The organism is uncultured Tateyamaria sp. (assembly GCF_947488715.1).
Classification (GTDB): Bacteria; Pseudomonadota; Alphaproteobacteria; order Rhodobacterales; family Rhodobacteraceae; genus Tateyamaria.
Window position 1 is genome coordinate 83,690 of the sequence record NZ_CANLAG010000006.1, and the last position, 20,308, is coordinate 103,997.

At 62.7% G+C, this 20,308-nt stretch carries 19 protein-coding genes; 10 read left to right on the forward strand and 9 right to left on the reverse strand.

Features of this window, described 5'->3' with window-relative positions:
* Window positions 1-14: 14 nt before the first annotated feature.
* Window positions 15-875 (reverse strand): 16S rRNA (cytidine(1402)-2'-O)-methyltransferase, encoded by an 861-nt coding sequence (gene rsmI, locus Q0936_RS14450; RefSeq protein WP_299294085.1) that lies wholly within the window; start codon window positions 873-875, stop codon window positions 15-17.
* 92 nt (window positions 876-967) lie between these two features.
* Between rsmI and Q0936_RS14455 the strand changes: the two genes are divergently transcribed.
* Entirely contained in the window at window positions 968-2,164 is a 1,197-nt protein-coding gene (locus tag Q0936_RS14455; protein WP_299294083.1) for a penicillin-binding protein activator, read from the forward strand.
* Between the two features lie 113 nt (window positions 2,165-2,277).
* Complete coding sequence (locus Q0936_RS14460) at window positions 2,278-4,968, forward strand: [protein-PII] uridylyltransferase (RefSeq protein ID WP_299294221.1); 2,691 nt, start codon at window positions 2,278-2,280, stop codon at window positions 4,966-4,968.
* 6 nt (window positions 4,969-4,974) lie between these two features.
* Here the strand turns inward: Q0936_RS14460 and Q0936_RS14465 are convergent, their stop codons facing one another.
* Complete coding sequence (locus Q0936_RS14465; RefSeq protein WP_299294082.1) at window positions 4,975-5,838, reverse strand: LysR family transcriptional regulator; 864 nt, start codon at window positions 5,836-5,838, stop codon at window positions 4,975-4,977.
* Window positions 5,839-5,932: 94 nt separating this feature from the next.
* Between Q0936_RS14465 and Q0936_RS14470 the strand changes: the two genes are divergently transcribed.
* Both Q0936_RS14470 and murJ read left to right on the forward strand, forming a co-directional pair.
* Window positions 5,933-7,006, forward strand: a complete 1,074-nt coding sequence (locus tag Q0936_RS14470) for a sodium-dependent bicarbonate transport family permease (RefSeq protein ID WP_299294080.1) — start codon at window positions 5,933-5,935, stop codon at window positions 7,004-7,006.
* Window positions 7,007-7,057: 51 nt separating this feature from the next.
* Complete coding sequence (gene murJ, locus Q0936_RS14475; protein WP_299294078.1) at window positions 7,058-8,593, forward strand: murein biosynthesis integral membrane protein MurJ; 1,536 nt, start codon at window positions 7,058-7,060, stop codon at window positions 8,591-8,593.
* Here the strand turns inward: murJ and Q0936_RS14480 are convergent.
* Window positions 8,590-9,273, reverse strand: coding sequence for a rhomboid family intramembrane serine protease (locus Q0936_RS14480; RefSeq protein ID WP_299294076.1), 684 nt, complete (start codon window positions 9,271-9,273; stop codon window positions 8,590-8,592). The two genes, murJ and Q0936_RS14480, sit on opposite strands and share 4 nt — an antisense overlap.
* 70 nt (window positions 9,274-9,343) lie before the next feature.
* Between Q0936_RS14480 and trpS the strand changes: the two genes are divergently transcribed.
* The 5 genes from trpS to Q0936_RS14505 all read left to right on the forward strand — a co-directional run bounded on the left by trpS (window position 9,344) and on the right by Q0936_RS14505 (window position 13,500).
* Window positions 9,344-10,366 carry a tryptophan--tRNA ligase gene (trpS, locus tag Q0936_RS14485; RefSeq protein WP_299294219.1) on the forward strand — a complete coding sequence of 341 codons (1,023 nt, stop codon included), beginning with the start codon at window positions 9,344-9,346 and terminating at the stop codon, window positions 10,364-10,366.
* Window positions 10,367-10,490: 124 nt separating this feature from the next.
* Entirely contained in the window at window positions 10,491-10,976 is a 486-nt protein-coding gene (locus tag Q0936_RS14490; protein WP_299294074.1) for a VOC family protein, read from the forward strand.
* 61 nt (window positions 10,977-11,037) lie between these two features.
* Entirely contained in the window at window positions 11,038-12,144 is a 1,107-nt protein-coding gene (locus tag Q0936_RS14495) for a class II histone deacetylase (protein ID WP_299294072.1), read from the forward strand.
* 61 nt (window positions 12,145-12,205) lie between these two features.
* Entirely contained in the window at window positions 12,206-12,784 is a 579-nt protein-coding gene (locus Q0936_RS14500; protein WP_299294070.1) for a nitroreductase, read from the forward strand.
* On the forward strand, window positions 12,781-13,500 hold the full coding sequence (locus Q0936_RS14505; RefSeq protein ID WP_299294068.1) for an EI24 domain-containing protein: 720 nt from the start codon (window positions 12,781-12,783) through the stop codon (window positions 13,498-13,500). Before Q0936_RS14500 ends, Q0936_RS14505 begins: the two co-directional genes overlap by 4 nt.
* On the opposite strand, the gene Q0936_RS14510 is transcribed toward Q0936_RS14505, so the two are convergent.
* Window positions 13,457-13,732, reverse strand: a complete 276-nt coding sequence (locus tag Q0936_RS14510) for a DUF1467 family protein (protein WP_299143396.1) — start codon at window positions 13,730-13,732, stop codon at window positions 13,457-13,459. The two genes, Q0936_RS14505 and Q0936_RS14510, sit on opposite strands and share 44 nt — an antisense overlap.
* The gene (mce, locus tag Q0936_RS14515) at window positions 13,732-14,136 is read right to left on the reverse strand and encodes a methylmalonyl-CoA epimerase (RefSeq protein WP_299294066.1); all 405 of its coding nucleotides are present in this window, start codon (window positions 14,134-14,136) and stop codon (window positions 13,732-13,734) included. The genes Q0936_RS14510 and mce overlap by 1 nt, the downstream gene beginning before the upstream one ends.
* A 132-nt stretch (window positions 14,137-14,268) precedes the next feature.
* Here mce and Q0936_RS14520 point away from each other — a divergent pair, with 132 nt between their 5' ends.
* Window positions 14,269-14,988 (forward strand): response regulator, encoded by a 720-nt coding sequence (locus Q0936_RS14520; RefSeq protein WP_299143402.1) that lies wholly within the window; start codon window positions 14,269-14,271, stop codon window positions 14,986-14,988.
* 4 nt (window positions 14,989-14,992) lie between these two features.
* On the opposite strand, the gene Q0936_RS14525 is transcribed toward Q0936_RS14520, so the two are convergent.
* The 4 genes from Q0936_RS14525 to aspS all read right to left on the reverse strand — a co-directional run bounded on the left by Q0936_RS14525 (window position 14,993) and on the right by aspS (window position 20,221).
* The gene (locus tag Q0936_RS14525) at window positions 14,993-15,721 is read right to left on the reverse strand and encodes a GNAT family protein (RefSeq protein WP_299294064.1); all 729 of its coding nucleotides are present in this window, start codon (window positions 15,719-15,721) and stop codon (window positions 14,993-14,995) included.
* Between the two features lie 55 nt (window positions 15,722-15,776).
* Window positions 15,777-16,949 (reverse strand): DUF1501 domain-containing protein, encoded by a 1,173-nt coding sequence (locus Q0936_RS14530; protein WP_299143408.1) that lies wholly within the window; start codon window positions 16,947-16,949, stop codon window positions 15,777-15,779.
* An 8-nt stretch (window positions 16,950-16,957) separates the two neighbouring features.
* Window positions 16,958-18,349: a DUF1800 domain-containing protein gene (locus Q0936_RS14535; protein ID WP_299294062.1), complete on the reverse strand. Its 1,392-nt coding sequence runs from the start codon at window positions 18,347-18,349 to the stop codon at window positions 16,958-16,960.
* Window positions 18,350-18,439: 90 nt separating this feature from the next.
* Window positions 18,440-20,221: an aspartate--tRNA ligase gene (gene aspS, locus Q0936_RS14540; RefSeq protein ID WP_299143414.1), complete on the reverse strand. Its 1,782-nt coding sequence runs from the start codon at window positions 20,219-20,221 to the stop codon at window positions 18,440-18,442.
* Window positions 20,222-20,308: the final 87 nt, after the last annotated feature.

Consider the following 20,308-nt stretch of genomic DNA (forward strand, 5'->3'; position numbering starts at 1 on the left):
GTCGCTCCTGCGGTTCAGGGGTCCTGCGACAGTTGCAAGGCCCGCTGGTACACTTGTCGGCGGGGCACATCCAACGTCTCGGATACAAACGCCGCTGCATCCTTGGTTCGCATGTCCCGCAGGGCTGACCGTAAAGCCGAATCAATGTCTATTTCGCTAACAGCCGCCTTTGTATTGCGCCCAATCAGGACAACCACTTCGCCTTTGACGTTTTCGGTCGCGTAGGCGTCAGCCAGTTCCTGCAGGGTACCGTGGCGGGTTTCCTCGAATTTCTTGGTCAGTTCGCGGCAGACGGTTGCTGGCCGGTCTAGCCCCAGTGTCGCGGTCGCATCCGCCAACAGCGCCCCCACCCGCTTGGGTGATTCGTAGAGGACAAGTGTCGCGTCGAGCTGCGCCAGATCGCTCAGCGCCTTTTTCCGGGCAGAGGTCGTGGCGGGCAGAAATCCGGCAAAGTGGAACGCATCGGTTGGTAAGCCGCCGATGGCCAGCGCAGTCAGGACCGCCGATGGACCAGGCGCGCAAGTCACAGCCACACCTGCAGCGCGGGCAGCGCGCGCCAGTTCAAAACCGGGGTCCGCGATAAGCGGCATACCCGCTTCGGACGCGTAGGCGATGCTGGCACCTTCAGCGGCGCGGGCGGCCAGTCGTGCCGCAGCACTGTCACCGGAGTGGTCGTGCAATGTCTCGATCCGCCGCCCGTTAAGAGGCACGCCGTGGATGTCCATCAGCTTGCGCAGGCTGCGGGTGTCTTCGGCGGCCAGCACATCGGCCGACGCCAGCACGTCCAGCGCGCGCAGTGTGATATCACGTGCCGTCCCGATGGGGACACCGACAAACCACACGCCCGCGCTCAGTGGGACCTTGATAAAATTCAACGCTGGACCCGCCTTTCCTGACGTCTATTATCCGCCCCACAAGAATGGGCCGGGCCACACCGCGCCTCGGAATGTTGGGAGTGACTGTAATCATGTTCGCGTTTTTCAAGACACTGCGCAAGGCGACACGCCGCGCAATTCTGCCTGTTGCCGCGCTGGCGCTGGCCGCCTGTGACCCGGCGGCATTGGGCAATCTGACCGCTGGGGTGGGTGGAAGTGGCCCACGTGTTGACGCCAGCCAACCTGTGCCTGTTGCCTTGCTGGTGCCACGTGGATCTGGCCGGGCAAGCGACGATCTGTTGGCGCAAAATCTTGAAAACGCTGCCCGTTTGGCGATGCGCGACCTGGAAGGCGTGCAGGTTGATCTGCGGGTCTACGGCACGGCGGGCAACGCCCAGACCGCAGCCAATCAGGCCGCGCAGGCGGTGAACGACGGCGCGCGGATCATCATTGGCCCGCTCTATGCCGAAGCGGCAAATGCCGCCGGTGTCGCAGTGGCGGAATCGAATATCAGCGTACTGGCCTTTTCCAACAACACGACCATCGCGGGCGGCAACGTCTTTGTGCTTGGGCCGACCTTTCAGAACACGGCCAACCGTCTGGTCAGCTATGCCGCATCGCAGGGCAAGGACCGCGTCGTGGTCGTGCATGCGCAGGATGTTGCTGGCCAACTGGGCCGTAACGCGATCCAGCAAGCCATCGCCAACAATGGCGGCACGCTGGCCGGCACGGTCGACTATCCGTTGTCGCAACAGGGCGTCGTGGCCGCCGTTCCGCGCATCAAATCCACGCTAGACAACAGTGGCGCCAACGCCGTGTTTTTGACCGCGACCACGTCTTCGGCCCTGCCGCTGCTGACACAACTGCTGCCTGAGGCCGGTGTGAGCCCGTCCACAACGCAGTTCATCGGCCTGACCCGCTGGGACATCCCGCCGCAAACCCTGGAGTTGCCGGGCGTGCAAGGCGGCTGGTTCGCGCTGCCGGATCCCAACCGTAGCGCCGCGTTCCGCGCGCAGTATCAGGCGGCCTATGGCGGTGCGCCGCACCCGCTGGCGGGACTGGCCTTTGACGGGATTGCAGCCGTGGGAGCACTGGTAAGCCGGGGCAATCCCAACCCGCTTTCGACCGCCGCACTGACCCAAGGGTCGGGGTTCCAAGGGTCAACGGGCATCTTCCGCCTGCGCCCCGACGGCACAAATGAGCGCGGCCTGGCCGTGGCGACAGTGCAGAACAACCAGGTCACCGTCATCAGCCCCGCGCCGCGCGGCTTTGGCGGCGCCGGGTTCTAGAAACGATACAGCGCGGCCCAAAGGACAAACCTGTGACAGAAGCCACCCTGCGGGCCGCGACCAAACCGGATCAGGCATTGATTTGCCCGTCCCGCGACATCTTTGATCCGGATGTGTTTGACGCCGTTCTGGATACGGCCAAGACGACCGGCGGGTCCGAGGGGCGCGCCGCCGTTGTTGCCCACCTCAAGGACATGCAAAAACAGGGCCGCGCGCGGATAACCGAGGCATTCCGCGCCGACCCGTTCCAGTCGCGCAAGACGACGCGCGCCTTTACCCACCTAACCGACCAACTGGTCCATGCCGCTCTGCGCACGGCCCAGGAAATGATGCACGTAAACGCCAACCCGACGCAGGGCGAACGCCTGGCTGTACTGGCTGTGGGCGGCTATGGGCGCGGTGAGATGGCGCCGTTTTCCGACGTCGATCTGCTGTTTCTGACGCCCTACAAGATCACCCCCTGGGCCGAGAGCGTCATCGAGACGACGTTGTACATCCTGTGGGATCTCAAGCTGAAAGTCGGGCATGCCAGCCGCACTGTGCGCGATTGCCTGCGTCTGGGGACCGAGGATTTCACCATCCGCACCGCAATGTTGGAACATCGGTTCCTTTTTGGCGACGCGCTGCTTGCCGCGGAACTGGACGCCCGCCTGCGCGCTGACCTGTTTCAGGGGACCGAGCGTGATTTCATCGAGGCCAAGTTGACCGAGCGCGACAACCGCCACAAGCGGCAGGGCCAGCGCTATGTGGTTGAGCCCAATGTCAAAGAGGGCAAGGGGGGGCTGCGCGATCTGCAGTCACTGTTCTGGATCGGCAAGTACATCCACAAGGTGCAGGACGCCGCTGACCTCGTGCCGCTGGGCCTGTTTACGGATGAAGAATTTGACAGCTTTGTCGCCGCCGAGGATTTCCTGTGGGCGGTCCGCTGTCACCTGCACCTTTTGTCCGGGCGCGCGACCGAGCAACTGACCTTTGACATGCAGGTGTCGGTCGCCGAGGCGATGCACTACGAGGACAACGCCGGGCGGCGTGCAGTCGAGGTATTCATGCAGGACTATTTCCTGCAAGCCACCGAAGTGGGCGATCTGACCCGTATCTTTCTCACCAAGCTCGAGGCTGTCCACCTCAAGGCCGAACCCCTGCTCGAGCGCCTGTTCAAGCGCAAGCCGCGAGTGCGTGCCGGCTATGAGGTGATCCACAACCGTCTGGCCATTCGTGACGATGCCACGTTCCTGTCGGACCCTCTGAACATCCTGCGCCTGTTCGAAGAGGCGCTGCGGACCGGCATGTTGATCCACCCCGATGCGATGCGCCTGCTCAAGTCCAACCTTGACCTGATCGACGACGATCTGCGTTGCGACCCCGAGGCGCGGCGGATCTTTCTGGACCTGCTGTTGAAACACGGCAACCCGGAACGCGCGCTGCGGCGGATGAACGAATTGGGTGTGCTCGCGGCCTTTATCCCCGAATTTGAACCCATCGTCGCGATGATGCAGTTCAACATGTACCACTCCTACACCGTGGACGAACACATCATCCAATGCATCGCACAACTGGCGATGATCGAACGTGACGAGTTGGAAGAGGACCTGCCTGTCGCGTCGTCCATCCTGAAAGAGGGCGTGAACCGCAAGGTTCTTTATGTGGCGCTGTTGCTGCATGACATTGGCAAGGGCCGGGCAGAGGATCACTCGATCCTCGGTGCGCAAATGGTGCGCAAGATCGCGCCACGTCTGGGCCTGAAGCAGGACGATGTGGATACGGTCGAATGGCTGGTGCGTTATCACCTGTTGATGTCCGACATGGCGCAGAAACGCGACATCGCCGACCCGCGCACGGTGCGCGATTTCGCCAAGGCGGTGAAAACCGTCAAGCGATTGGACCTGCTGTGTGTGCTGACGGTCTGCGACATTCGCGGAGTTGGCCCCGAGGTCTGGAACAACTGGAAAGCGGTCCTGATCCGCGCGCTCTATCGCCAGACGCGCCGCGCGCTCGAGGACGGGATGGAGGCGCTGACCCGCGAGGGCCGTGGCACCGAGGCCAAGAAGGCGTTGCGCGCCGAACTGGCGGACTGGCCCCGCAAGGACGTGCAGGCCGAGACCGCGCGCCACTATGCGCCCTATTGGCAGGGTTTGCATGTGACGGCGCACGTGGCCTTTGCCAAGCTGCTGCGCGACATCGGCGAGGATGAGATCGTCATGGACCTGCACCCGGACGAAGACCGCGACGCCACCCGCGCCTGTTTCGTGATGCCGGACCATCCGGGCATTTTTGCCCGCCTGACCGGGGCGCTTGCGCTTGTGGGGGCCAATGTCGTGGACGCGCGCAGCTATACCACGTCCGATGGCTATGTGACGGATGCGTTCTGGATTCAGGACGCCGATGGCAACCCCTATGACGTTGGCCGTCTGCCGCGTCTGCGCAAGATGATCGAACGCACCCTTGCGGGTGAGGTGGTCACACGCGAGGCGATCAAGGACCGGGACAAGATCAAGAAACGCGAAAAGGCGTTTCGCGTGCCGACCCACATCACCTTCGACAACGAAGGGTCCGATATCTACACCATCATCGAGGTCGACACCCGCGACCGCCCAGGTCTGTTGCATGATCTGACACGCACGCTTGCGGCGATGAATGTCTATATCGCCAATGCCGTGATCGCGACCTATGGCGAGCAGGTGGTCGACACCTTTTACGTCAAGGACATGTTCGGCCTGAAATATCACTCGGCCAGCAAACAGCGGACGCTGGAAAAGAAACTGCGCGCGGCCATCGTCGAAGGTGTCGAACGCGCCGCCGACTGAGCGGGCCTAGGTATTCAGAACGTCCTGCAAGGCGGGGTGGGGGTATTTGCGCGGCAGGGTCACGGCGTAAAACGGCTCCACGATACCGAGGTCAAAGGGCGCAGTGACAACGGTGCCTGCGGCAATCTCATCCGCCAGCACGACCGCAGGCGCAATTGCGACTCCGGCACCTTCGCGGGTCAGCAGGCGCACCATCGCCATGTCGTCTACATCCGCCGCGATCCGTGGCTGCACCCCGAGACGCGCGGCCAGATTTTCAAACCCGGTGCGGATGACGCTTTCCGTGGGCACGATGAGCGGCGCATTTTCCAGAACTGCGCGGATCGACCCGTGTCGCAACAGGTCGGGCCGCGCGTGCATGCCGACCACCTGTTCGCTCAGTTTTTGCGCGGCAAAGATGGTGGATGTCCCGCTGGGTGGCACTTCGGTCGTCAGCACCACGTCCAGCGCCAGCGTTTCCAGGGCCGCAAGCAAAGTCGCGGTATTGCCGCTCTTTAGGACGATATTGCCTTCGGCGCGGCCCAGCAAAGGGCGCAGGAACTGAAGTTGGAAGTTGCGCGACAGGGTGGACAGCGCCCCCACCCGCAACGGTGGCCGGGTTGTGCTGTTCTGGCTTAGGGTCGCCAGCAAGTCGTCGCCTGCGTCAAAGATCCGGTCGGCATGATCCAGCGCGATCCGTCCCGCTTCGGTCAGAACCAGTGTGCGCCCGACCCGGTCAAACAGCGCCTGATCCAGCCGCTGCTCAAGTTGCTTGATCTGCGTGGACAGCGCGGATTGTGACACGTTCAGCCGCGCAGCCGCATGACCCAGATGCCCCTCGCTGGCCACTTCGCGGAAATACCGCAGGTGATGATAGTTCAGCGTCGCCATGCTTCGTTAATATAGAACGATATGTTCTGAATGTTATATTTTTTTGTACGTTTTCTCCGCGCTATTTGCCTGCATCAGCAAAAGGAGACGCGGCATGGACACGCTTGTTACGATACTCGGCACTGTGATTGACCAATTCCAGAAACCGACACTGGCGTTCCTGATCGGCGGGATGCTGTTGGCGGCACTGGGCAGCAAATTCGAAATCCCCGAACCGGTCTACAAGTTCATCGTCATCCTGTTGCTGCTCAAAGTCGGGATAGGCGCGGGCATGTCCGTGCGCGAGGCGAACCTGACCGAATTGCTGGTGCCTGCTATTGGGGCCGCAGCGGTGGGTATTGCCATCGTGTTCCTGGGGCGTGCGACGCTGGTGCGGTGGCGTGGGGTGTCACAGATCGACGGGCTGGCGACTGCGGGGCTCTTTGGCGCTGTGTCTGCCTCGACCCTCGCGGCGGGCATGGCGATGCTGGATGACGGCGGTATCCCGTACGAAGGGTTCATCGGCGCGCTCTATCCGTTCATGGATATCGCCGCACTGGTCACAGCCATTGTGATGGCCAAGCTGAGTGCCGCGCGCAAAGCCGCGGCCACAGTGTCGATCAATGCGGACGGGACGGTCGCGGGCGGATTTGGCGGCACCCCTTCAGGCACAGAGCCCGCGATTGAAATCGGCCTGCTGCGCGGCATCCTCGTGGACACCTTCCGCAGCCCGGCGATCTCGGCCCTTTTGGTGGGGCTGGCGCTGGGGATCTTTACCGAACCGGGCACGGTGTACCAGAGTTTCTACGAGCCTCTGTTTCGCGGGCTGCTGTCGATCCTGATGCTGATCATGGGGATGGAAGCCTGGGCCCGGTTCTCGGAACTGCGCAAAGTGGCACATGCTTACATCCTCTACGGCCTTGCGGCCCCGGTGATCCATGGCCTGATTGGATTTGGCGTCGGCTATGTCGCGCACCAACTGACCGGGTTCTCGGCGGGGGGCGTTGTTTTGTTGTCGATCATGGCGGCGTCCAGCTCGGACATCTCTGGCCCTCCCACGCTGCGCGGCGCGCTGCCAGAGGCGAACCCATCGACCTATGTGGGCACCTCGACCGGCATCGGCACACCGGTTGCGATCCTCAGCATCCCCATGTTCATCGCACTGGCGGACGTGTTCATCGGCTGGTGATCCGGTCGGGCGTGCTTGCGCGCCCGACCGCCAGAGGCTACCCCGGTTTCAATGAAACCGATCCGCCTCATCAGCGGCTTCCTGACCGTGGGTGTATGGACGCTGCTCAGCCGCATCTTGGGCTTTGTGCGCGAGATCATGATCCTGTCGCTGATTGGTCCCGGTCCGCTGATGGACGCCTTTGTCGCGGCCTTTCGCCTGCCCAACATGTTCCGCCGCTTCTTTGCCGAAGGGGCGTTCAACGCGGCCTTTGTCCCGATGTTCTCATCCAAGTTGGAAGGCGACGAGGACCCGGCGCGTTTCGGGCGCGATGCGCTGAACGGGTTGGCGTTGGTAACGTTGATCCTGACGGCGCTGGCGATGGTGTTTATGCCCGTTCTGGTTTGGGCCACGGCGGGTGGGTTCGGCGCGGAACGCTTTGACCTGACCGTGGGGTTCGGGCGGGTCGTGTTTCCCTATATATTCTTCATGTCGCTGTCGGCACTGTTTTCCGGCATCCTGAACGCCACGGGGCGGTTTGCCGCCGCAGCCGCAGCCCCGGTTCTTTTGAATATCTTTGTCATCACGGCCATGGCCGTGGCCTGGGCAACCAGTGGGGCCATAATCACCTGGCTGGTCTGGACGGTGCCTGTGGCCGGTGTCGCGCAACTGACGCTGACCTGGGTGGCTGCGGCACGCGCGGGTTTTGCCCTGCGGCCCGGCCTGCCGCGCTGGACGCCAGATATGTCCCAAATGGTGCGCACTGCCGTACCTGCGGCTCTGGCCACCGGCGTGATGCAGATCAACCTCGTTGTCGGTCAACTGGTCGCCAGCCAATACGACAACGCGGTCAGCTGGCTGTTTGCCGCTGACCGGCTTTATCAATTGCCGCTTGGCGTGGTGGGTATCGCGGTGGGCATCGTCCTGCTGCCCGATCTGTCACGGCGGCTCAAGGCCGAGGATTTGGACGGCGCGCGCACCGCCTATTCCCGCGCGGGCGAGTTTGCCATGGCGCTCACCATGCCGTCAGCCATTGCCCTGATGGTGATCCCCCTGCCGCTGGTCTCAGTGCTGTTCCAGCGTGGCGAAACAGGCGCGGACGACGCCGCAGCCATTGCTGTGGCCGTGGCGATCTATGGCGCGGGCTTGCCTGCCTTTGTGCTACAAAAGGTAGTGCAGCCCCAGTTCTTTGCGCGCGGTGATACGAAACGCCCGTTCCACTATGCGGTGGTCGCCATGGTGCTGAACGCGGCGCTGGCCATCGGACTGGCCCCGGTGCTGGGTTGGATCGCGCCAGCGATTGCGACCACTGTGGCGGGTTGGGTGATGCTGGCCCTGCTGTTCCGGGGCGCACGCGGGATGGGCGACAGCGTCCGGTTCGACGACCGCTATCGACGGCGCGTGCCACGCATCATCGGCGCGGCCTTGCTAATGGGCGCGGTGCTGTGGGGGGTGGCGATTTTGCTCAAACCCGCACTGGGCACAGATTTTGTGAGATACGGCGCGCTGTTCGCTTTGGTCTGCGTCGGCGCGGCCAGCTATTTCGGGGCGGCACACATGACGGGTGCGCTGCGCCTGTCGGACATCCGCGGCGCAGTACGGCGCTAACGGCGGCGCAAGGCGGCGACCACGCGTGCCATGCCCCCCGGCATCACGAACGCCGTCAGGGCAAAGCCCGCGACAAACCCGGCAAGTTCTCCGACCCAGGAATAGCCAACCTCGAACAGGATGCCGAACACAAGCTGGATGCCCATCAGCACGCCAATCAGCATAAAGGCCTGACCCTGCGGCCCACCGCTCGCCACCTGCCGTTGCCAGTATAGAAACGTGTAGGTGCCGATCAGGCCATAGACACAAGGATACGCTCCGATCAGCCACGGCTGGTCTGTCAACAGGCCAAAGACGGCAGCCCCGCAGATGCCCGACAGAAAGAACATCAGGATCACGGCCCAACCGCCCATGATCTCGCCCACCATCTTGCCCATGGCCAAAAGGATCACACAGGCAAACAGGGTTGCGGTGAATGTGGTGTGGACAAAGGGATAGGTGAGAAACCGCAGCATGTGTTCGGGCAAGAGGCGGCCATTCGCGACCATGAAGTCAAACGCGTCGCCTGAAAACGCATAGGTGTTCAGCGCGTTCAACCGCCACCCAACAGCGCCCGGCCCGCCAATCAGCCCCGCCTCGCCCAGCGCAAAGGCCAGTTCCGGCAGTGCCACAGCGGCAAAAAGCAGCCACACAGCGGGCGGCACGGGGTTGAGCGGACTTGGGTCGTTGTGGTCGGACATGTCTGGGGCCTGCTTGACGGTGGTTGCCCCCATGGGTAAGCCAGCGACGCAGATTTGCCCAGAGGTCGACATGACAGACAGCCAATTCACACCCCGCGTGTTCTCGGGCATCCAGCCTTCGGGCTGCCTGACGCTCGGGAATTACCTGGGCGCGATCAAACGCTTCGTACAGATGCAAGAAGAAGAGTACGAGACGATCTATTGCATGGTCGACCTGCACGCGATCACGGCCAAGCTTCTTGATCCCGCCACGTTGCGCAAAAATACGCGCGAATTGGCCGCCGGGTTCATCGCCAGCGGAATCAGCCCCGAAAAATCCATCCTGATCAACCAGAGCCAGGTGCCCGAACACGCGCAACTGGCCTGGATCTTCAACTGCATCGCCCGCATGGGCTGGATGCAGCGCATGACGCAGTTCAAGGACAAAGCTGGCAAAAACGCAGAAGCGTCGTCGCTGGGGCTCTTTGCCTATCCAGCGCTGATGGCTGCCGACATCCTGATCTATCACGCCACACACGTGCCCGTGGGCGACGACCAGAAACAACACCTCGAACTGACGCGCGATATCGCGACCAAGTTCAATCAGGAATACGACGTCGATTTCTTTCCCATCACCGAACCGGTGATCGAAGGGGCCGCCACACGGGTGATGTCCCTGCGCGACGGGTCCAAGAAGATGTCCAAATCGGACGCCTCGGATGCAAGCCGGATCAACATGACCGACGACGCCGACACCATCGCCAAGAAGATCCGCAAGGCCAAGACCGACCCGGACGCCCTGCCCAGCGAGGCCAAAGGGCTCGACGACCGCCCCGAGGCGCGCAATCTGGTGAACATCTACGCCGAACTGGCCGAGATCACGGTTGATCAGGTGCTGGCCGATCATGGCGGCGCGCAGTTTGGCGCGTTCAAACCGGCGCTTGCGGAACTGGCCGTGACCAAACTGGCTCCCATCTCGTCCGAGATGGCGCGCCTGATGGATGACCCGGCAGAAATCGACCGCATCCTGGCCCACGGCGCAGAGCAAGCCCGCGAGATAACCGAACCGGTGCTGAAAAAGACCTACGAGATCGTGGGGCTGGTCGGCGCCTGATCCATGGGACATGGCGCGGCGCACCGAACTTGCCCCGCCCCTCACACACCAATGCTGTGCGCGGATGTGCCTTAAGTCTGCGCCGGATCGGACATACTCTCTGATCAATCAAAGGAGAGTTGCCATGCCTGCACGTGTTCCCGCCGAAACCCGTATCGGTCACATCCACCTCAAGGTCACCGACCTGGAACGGTCCATTGCCTTTTACGGCGACGTGCTGGGGTTCACCCTGACACAGCGCTATGGCGACCAGGCCGCATTTCTGGCCGCGGGCGACTATCACCACCATATCGGCCTCAACACCTGGCATTCGGCGGGCGCTGGCCCGGCACCGGTGCGCGCCGCCGGTCTCTATCACAGCGCGTTCCTCTTTCCCGACCGTGCGTCGCTCGGGGCCGCGCTGCAACGCGTGCTGGACCACGGCACAGCGTTGGACGGTGCCGCAGATCACGGCGTTTCCGAAGCGGTCTATTTCCGCGATCCCGACGGCAACGGGGTCGAGCTTTACCGCGACAAACCCACCGCCGAATGGCCCCGCGCCGCCGATGGCACGCTCGAGATGGTGAACAACCGCCTCGACGTTCCCGCCCTCTTGGCAGAGGCCGCATAGGGCCGTTGCCCACACCCCCAAATTGCGCCACCCTGCCGAAAAGACCAGCAAGGACACCAACATGAGCACCGGGTTTTATTGGGACGAACGCACCATGTGGCATGCGGGCGGCAACTATGCCTTTACCGTACCGCTTGGGGGGTTGGTGCAACCACTGGCGGCGGGTGGTCTGCCCGAAAGCCCTGAGACCAAACGGCGGCTCAAGAACCTGATGGATGTGACCGGGTTGACGCACGACCTGTCGGTGTCATCGGCCCCCGAGGCCACGCCGGACCAGTTGCGGCGCGTGCATACCGATAGCTACCTGACCGCGTTCAAGGAGATGTCGGACGCGGGAGGCGGCGAAATCGGGCATCACGCCCCCTTTGCGCGGGGCGGCTTTGAACTGGCGGCCCTGTCGGCGGGTCTGACCACGGCGGCGGTGGCCGCAGTGCTCGAGGGACACCACGAAAACGCCTATGCGCTCAGCCGCCCGCCCGGCCACCATTGCCTTGCCGATGCGCCGATGGGGTTCTGCCTGCTCGCCAATATTGCCATCGCCATCGAGGCGGCCAAGGCATCGCGACCAGACCTGCGTGTCGCTGTCGTGGATTGGGATGTGCACCACGGCAATGGCACCGAGGCCATCTTTTATGACCGCGCCGACGTGCTGACCCTGTCGATCCACCAAGAGGGGAACTACCCCCTTGATACGGGCGGCATCGACGCGCGCGGCACAGGCGCAGGCGAAGGGCACAATATCAACGTCCCCCTGCCCGCAGGGGCCGGGCACACCGCCTACCTGCACGCCATCGACCGCATCGTGGCCCCTGCCCTGACCGCCTACGCGCCCGACCTGATCATTGTCGCCTGCGGTTATGACGCGGGCGCGGTCGATCCGCTGGCACGTATGCTCGCCACTGCGGACACGTTCCGCGACATGACCCTCAGGCTCAAATCGCTGGCCGAACAATTGTGCGACGGCAAACTGGTTCTGTCCCACGAGGGCGGCTATTCCGAGATCTACGCCCCCTTCTGCGGCCACGCGACGCTTGAGGCCTTGTCCGGCAGCGCCAGGACTGCGCCCGACCCAATGGCGCGCGCCTTGAACAATCGCCAACCGGGGCCGCGATTTGATGCGTTCCTGACTGGCGAAATCGACCGCATGGCGCAGGAACTGGGGTTCTGACCCCTTGACCTAGGCGCTCTTTGCACCGACATGACAACCAACATGTAAAAAGGCGTAACATATGCCCGACCCCAACCCTGCGGCGCTTGATTTCCTGATGACCCGGCGGTCGCGCCCGGCCAAGACACTGACCACCCCCGTGCCGGACAAGGCCACGCTCGAGACACTCCTTGTGGCCGCGGGACGCACCCCCGACCATGGCAAGCTGGAGCCGTGGCGCTTTATCGTGCTGACTGCTGGTGTCATGCCGCGACTGGCCGAGGCCACTCAGACACGTGGCGTGGCCCTTGGCCTGGACCCCGATCAGATCACCAAGGGGCGCAGCCAGTTTGATCAGGGCAACCTCGCCGTGGTTGTGGTCGAAGTCCAAAAGCCGTCCGAGAAAATTCCCACGCTGGAACAGACCTATTCGGCAGGGGCCGTGTGCCTTGCCCTGTTGAACGCAGCACTGGCGTCAGGCTGGGGGGCCAATTGGCTCAGTGGCTGGATCAGTCACGACCGGGTGTTCATGCGCGATACGCTGGGCCTTGGGGATCACGAACGCATCGCCGGGTTGATCCACATCGGCACGGAAACCAGCACGCCGCCCGACCGGCCACGCCCGGAGCTATCTAGCATCACCACGTGGGTCGACACATGATCCTGTCGTCGTTCTTTGCGGCATTGGGCCAGATCGGAGACCCCCGGTTTCGCCGCGTCCTGCTGTTGGGCTTTGCCCTGACGGTTGCGCTGTTGGTGGCGGCGACATCGGGCTTTGTCTGGTTGATCGGATACCTGACCGCCGACAGCGTCACCCTCCCCTGGTTCGGCGAGATCACCTGGCTTGATGACATCATCAGTTGGGGGTCATTCTTTCTGTTCTTCGTGCTGTCGGTGTTCCTGATGATGCCGGTGGCATCGGCCATCACCTCGATGTTCCTCGACGAAGTGGCCCAGGCCGTCGAAGACCGCCACTATCCACACCTGCCCCCCGCCGACAGCGTGCCATTCGGCGATGCGCTTGTGGACACGGTCAACTTTCTTGGCGTGCTGATCGGTGCCAACCTGCTGGCGCTGGTGCTCTATCTGATGTTCGCGCCCTTTGCCCCGTTGATCTTTTGGGGGCTGAACGGCTTTCTTCTGGGCCGCGAATATTTCACCCTGGTCGCCATCCGGCGGGTCGGTCGGGTCCAGGCCAAGGCACTGCGGCGCGCCCATATCGGGACGATCTGGCTGGCCGGTACGTTGATGGCAATCCCGCTATCGGTACCGCTGGTGAACCTGTTGATCCCGATCATCGGTGCGGCCACGTTCACGCACCTCTATCACCGCCTTACAGCGGCGCCAGCGACCGATCGAACCAGTTCATATCGCTAAGGCTGATCCAGCCAGACAGTATGATCCCGGCGATCACGACCCACAAAACAGCCGCCACACCGGTGACGATCCACGCCTTGCGCTTGAGGTTGTGGACCTGCGGCGCACCGGCATGCGTGCCCGGTTCAATCTGGCCCAGATCACCCTGCGTCTGCACCTTGATGGGCAGCGCAATCAGGAAACACATCCACCAGATCACGGCATAGAGAACCAGCGCCGATGTAATGCCCATCAGACCTGTTCCAGTTCAACAAGGCAGCCGTTGAAGTCCTTGGGATGCAGGAACAGCACCGGCTTGCCGTGGGCCCCGATCTTGGGCTCTCCGGAACCCAGAACACGTGCGCCTGTCGATTTCAGATGGTCCCGCACTGCCAGAATGTCGTCAACCTCGTAGCAGACATGGTGAATGCCGCCTGCCGGGTTCTTTTCGAGGAACCCGTTGATGGGGCTGTCGTCACCCAGCGGGTACAACAGCTCGATCTTGGTGTTCGGCAACTCGATAAAGATCACCGTCACCCCGTGATCCGGCTCGTCCTGAGGCGCGCCCACCGTGGCGCCCAGCGCGCTGCGATACTGGTCGGCTGCGGCCTCTAGGTCCGGGACAGCAATGGCGACATGGTTCAATCGGCCGATCATGGGACGTTCCTTTTTGCAGACGCAGCATCCATATCGCCAAGCACCCAGCCCATGCAAGTGGTCGGCGTTAACGCGCTGTTAGGCATCGTTCCGTAACCATGGGTTTGAACACGACACATGACGGAGGATGTGATGGACACGACGGACCCGTTCAAGCCCAACTACCCCGCGCCCACGGCCATGCGCCCCTTGCTTGGCCTCACGGTTCTGGTGATCGAAGACAGCCGCTTTGCCTGCGAGGCGCTGCGCCTTTTGTGCCTGCGCAGCGGTGCGCGGATCCGACGCGCCGATACGCTGCGCGCGGCCCGCAGGCACCTGCAAGTGTACCGCCCGTCGGTTGCGATCATCGACGTGGGCCTGCCCGACGGCAATGGCACCGACCTGATCCGCGAGTTGTGCACCATCAATCACCGCCCGGATGTGATTCTCGGCACCTCCGGCGATTTCGACAGCGAAGCATTGGTTCTGGACGCCGGCGCAGATGGTTATCTGGGCAAACCTGTTGTTTCGCTGGGCGTCTTCCAGGACACGATCCTGTCCCACCTGCCGATGGACCGACGCCCCGTTGGACCGCGCGCGGTGTCCGAGGATGTCGTGACACCGGACCCCATCGCCTACCGCGACGACATGGCTCATGTGGCTGATGTACTGGAAAGCGGGACAGACCTGCGCACGCTGGATTATGTCGCCCAATTCCTGAGCGGCGTGGCGCGCAGCGCACAGGATGGCGAGCTGGAACATGCAACCGCCGCCCTGGCTGCCAAACGCGCCCGCGGCGACGCGGCCACATCCGAAGTGGCCACAGTTGCGGGATTGGTTCAAATGCGGCTGTCCGAAAAAATCGCGATCTGACCCTTCAGGATCCGGTCAGCGCCGGGTCCTTGGCCACGCGGACCAGCTGCGTCAGGTCCGCAAGGCTCTCAATCTGCTGGCCACCCTCGTCAAAGTTCGACCGCGCCAACCACGCGCTGAATGCCTCGCGCAGGGCGGGCCACTCGGCATCAATGGCTGCGAACCAGGCCGTGTCGCGATTGCGCCCCTTGACCACCGTCGCCTGACGAAAAATACCTTCGTAGCTCAGGCCCAACCGCTGTGCGGCGCGGCGCGACTTGAGGTTCAACGCATTGCACTTCCATTCGAACCGGCGATAGCCCGCATCGAACGCCCAGCGCATCATCAGAAACAGCGCCTCGGTGGCGGCACGTGTACGCTGCAACGCAGGGCTGAAATTGATGTGGCCCACCTCGATGCTGCCAGCCTCTGGCGCAATCCGCAGATAGCTCGCCACCCCTTCAAAGGCGCCGGTTGCAAGGTTCTTGATCGCATAGAACTGCAGAGCTGGATCGGCTTCGACTTCGCGCACCCAACGGTGATATTGCGCCGAGGATGAGAACGGACCGTAAGGCAGGAAATCCCAGACTTCATCGTGACCGGCATACGATCGGTACAACAACGCCGCATGCCGTTCGGCGCTCAGCGGCTCAAGCACACAGTGCTCACCGGACAGAACCGTATGGCCGTCTGGAACAGGTGGTGGCGCCCAATTCGGGACCAATGCGGCGTGTGGTTCGTAATGCCCGGTCATGGCGCGACGTTAGGCGGAGTTTCGCCGGACGCCAAGCGGTTTCAACCTGCGCGGATCACAGCAGCAATCCCGCATCCGCCCCCATGTCGAGCCCCGGAAACACGCTGGTTTCCAATGTTGTGCGGTCCAACCCCGCCAAACCGCGCATGATCCAAGCCGTATGCGCGCGCACATCCCCTGTGGGCATCAAATCGCGATCCTGGAAAAGGTCGCCATCCCCCAGCCCAGGCCATTGCCCAAACACCTGCCCACCGCGGATTGCACCACCGGCCAGCACCATCAAACCGCCGGTGCCGTGATCCGTCCCGCGCGTGCCATTCTGCCGCGCCGTGCGCCCAAACTCGGTCATCGCAATCACCGCTGTTTTGCTCCAGGTGTTGCCGCGCATCTTGCCGCGCAACGTCACAAGCGTCTCGGCCAGACGGTTCAGCGCCTGCCCAATGAAACGGTCCTGGTTCTGGTGCGTGTCCCATCCGTTCAGGGAAAAGGCCGCAATCCGGGCCTCTTCGGACAGGCGTTCGGCGGCAAATTTCGCGATCTGAACATGGTTGCCGCCGCCACCGCCGCCCATTTCCGGCGACATCTCTGACAGCACCCGCGCTTCGGCCAATGCCGCATGCAGCGCGGGGTCCGATTCTGTAACCAGTTCCATCAACCGCACCGCTTGCGAGCTGACGTTCAGCTCTGCGTCAGGGGCCCAGTTGGCCACCTCTGCGGCACCGCGCAGCAACCGCATATCGCTGCGCCCCACGGAATAGGCGGTCTGTGCCGTCACACCCGGAACGGTTTGCAGCATCCGGTTCAGCCACCCGTCACGCGTTCCATCCAGTGTCGCCGTTCCCGCCTCAAGCAGGTCCTGACCATCGAAATGGCTGCGCTTGTCACGATAGGGCGTGGACACGGCATGCATGAACGACAGTTGCCCCGCCTGCCACATCGGCATCAGCGGTGCCATCGCCGGGTGCAGCGCAAAATACCCATCAAGGTCCAGCGACCCCGTCTCTGGCCCACCGGCCAGCCTGCCCCGTAACTTTGCATAGGCCGGGTCGCCATAGGGCTGCACCACGTCCAACCCGTCCATGCCACCGCGCAGGATGATGACGACCAGTCGCGTGTCCCAAGGTGTCGCGGCCAGGCTGATGGGCGTCACCAAAGGGCTCGCCGCGAGCGAACATCCGATGATGCCCGCACGGGCCAGAAAATCACGTCTCGAAACAGAAGAAGCCATAAACAGTCCTATCTGCGTTGAAAGGCGGGCGACATCAGGACGATGCCGATCGCTTCGGATTTGCTTTCGGCGGCCGCAGCGGCGAACCGGACCGTATCATCGGCAAACCCGCCCAGCGCCGCTTGCGCAAATGCGCGCGGGTCCGGCAAGGCAGGCACCAGTTGCTCCGGCACACTCATCGCCCAGGAAACCCGCGACGCAATCCCTTGGGGCGTGATCCATTCAGGGTCTTCCTCAGGCCAACCATCGGGACCAAGCGGGCGTTCCCAAGGCTGACCCATCCGGATCAACGGTGCCGCAAACATACGACGCATCGCCTTTTCGGGCTGATCGGCAAATGTGGTGTCCGGCACGGCCAGCGCCCGCAGGGCAGATGACACAAAATCAATCGGCAGCTTGAAATTTGTGGAAGGCGTCTGCCAAGCGGCCGGATGCTCCAACAGCGTTTCATAAACCGCCATCAACGCGCCGCCGGTGTCCAGATACTGCGCCTCGAGCGCATCAACCAAGTCAGGATCGGGATCGTCAGACACAAAATGCACCGCCAGTTTCCACGCCAGATGCCGCGCTGTGGACGGGTGCGCCGCGAGGTCGTTCAGAGCCGCCCGCGCCTGGCTTGCATTGTGCGCATCCGGGTAGGCCACGCCCAGCACCGTCTCGGTGCCCGGCTCAATGAAATCCTTGCGAAACTTGAACCCATTGCGCGCGTCAAAGGTCAGCCCCGTGAACAACTCCGCCAACTCGGTCACATCACTCTGCGAATACGGCCCACCCACACCCAGCGTGTGCAGTTCCAGCACCTCCCGCGCGAGATTCTCGTTCAATCCGCCGGGCTTGTTTCGCCCCCGCTTTTCCGCACGCACACTATTGGGGCCAATCGACAGGCGCTGATCGAGATAGTCGAGCATCAGCGGATGCATCACCGCAGCCTGCAACAGATCCTCGAACCGCCCCGTGACAAAGGGACGAATGGCGTCCTCGATATAGGGTGACGTGGCGCGTCGCACCAACCCACGTTTGCCCATGGCCGTAAAGTGATCGGCCCAAAACGCCACCAGGCGCTCGCGAAACGCGGTTTCAGTATAGACCCGGCGCAGCATCGTCTGACCCAGCCAGCCGAACATGTCGACGCGGGCTTCCTTGTTCAGCTCGTTGCGCCGCTTACGCGCAGCTGCCGCCAGATCGGTGCCGCGGTTCTTCTTGCGAATGTCACGCTGTTCTTCGACGGCCACCATGCGTGCGCGAAATTGCACAAACGTCTCAATCGGAAACCGGTCCGCGACCGTGTCCGGCCCAACCAATCCATCGAGCATCGCCGCCGTACTGCGCGGCGGCGCAACAACCGGCGACAGGCCATAGCCAAACCGAATTTCCGCCAGTTGGGGATCAAAACGTCGCACGTTTCACCATACCTGCTTGCCTCCATGGCAATATAACAGGTCCGGGCCGACTTTACATCGCCCCGGCTGTTCACATGCGCAAATCCCTGCTCAGTCCTGCGGAATGACGCGCAGACCCAGTTCCATCAACTGGTCACTGGTGGGCTCAGATGGCGCATCCATCATCAGGTCTTCGGCACGCTGGTTCATCGGGAACAGGATGACCTCACGGATGTTCTGTTCACCCGCCAACAGCATCACAATCCGGTCGATACCAGCCGCGCAGCCACCGTGGGGCGGCGCGCCATATTGGAACGCGTTGACCATGCCGCCGAACCGCTTGCGCACTTCCGCCTCGTCATAGCCTGCAATCTCGAACGCCTTGAACATGATCTCGGGCCGGTGGTTCCGGATCGCACCCGACACCAGCTCATAGCCGTTGCAGGCCAGATCATACTGATAGCCCAGCACGTTCAACGGATCGCCCTGCAATGCTTCCATTCCACCTTGCGGCATCGAGAACGGGTTGTGTTCAAAATCGATCTTGCCGGTCTCTTCGTCCGCCTCATAGATCGGGAAATCCACGATCCAGGCAAAGGCAAAGCGGTCTTCGTCGATCAGCTTCAGCTCTTCGCCAATCACGTTGCGCGCACGACCCGCGATGGCCTCGAATGCCTTGGGCTTGCCCCCGAGGAAGAACGCAGCATCCCCAACACCCAGACCCAGTTGTTGCCGGATGGCTTCGGTCCGCTCAGGCCCAATGTTCTTGGCCAGCGGTCCTGCGGCTTCCATCCCCTCACCTTGATCGCGCCAGAAGATATAGCCCATGCCGGGCAAACCCTCTTTCTGGGCATAGGCATTCATGCGGTCGCAGAACTTGCGGGAACCGCCGCCCGGCGCTGGAATGGCGCGGATTTCCGTGCCCTCCTGCGTCAACAGCTTTGCGAAAATCGCAAAGCCGGAGTCGCGGAAGTGGTCGGAGACCACTTGCATTTTAATAGGGTTCCGCAGGTCCGGCTTGTCCGATCCGTACCACAGTGCCGCGTCGCGATAGCTGATCTGCTCCCAGCTTTCGGGCGCATCGACGTTCTTGCCGCCGCCAAACTCTTCGAACACGCCCGCCAGCACCGGCGCGATTGTGTCAAACACGTCCTGCTGCGTGACAAAGCTCATCTCGAGGTCGAGCTGATAGAAATCCGTGGGCGAGCGGTCGGCGCGTGGGTCTTCATCGCGGAAACAGGGCGCGATCTGGAAATACTTGTCGAACCCGCTGACCATCAGCAACTGCTTGAACTGCTGCGGGGCCTGCGGCAGGGCATAGAACTTGCCGGGATGCAGGCGCGACGGCACGAGGAAATCGCGCGCGCCTTCGGGCGACGAGGCGGTGATGATCGGTGTCTGGTACTCGCGGAACTCACGGTCCCACATGCGCTTGCGGATCGACGACACCACGTCGCTGCGCAGTTTCATATTCTCCTGCATCTTTTCGCGACGCAGATCGAGATACCGATAGGTCAGGCGCGTTTCTTCGGGGTATTCCTGATCGCCAAACACCATCAGCGGCAATTCCGCCGCGTGGCCCAGCACTTCGATGTCGCGGACATAGACCTCGACCTCACCAGTGGGCAGCTTGGGGTTGATCAGGCTCGCGTCCCGCGCCTTCACGTTGCCATCGATGCGGATGCACCATTCGCTCCGCACTTTCTCCACCTCGGCAAAAACGGGGCTGTCCGGGTCGCACAGAACCTGCGTCACGCCGTAGTGGTCGCGCAGGTCAATGAACAGGACCCCGCCGTGATCTCGCACCCTATGGACCCACCCCGACAGACGCACGGTATCACCCACATTGGCCGAAGTCAGAGCGGCGCAGGAGTGAGAGCGGTAAGCATGCATGATGTGGTCCCTTCGGGGCTGCGTATAAGATCGGCGCAGATACACCGGGCAAGGGGTGGAAAGTCAAGGCGACAACGGCTTTGGCCC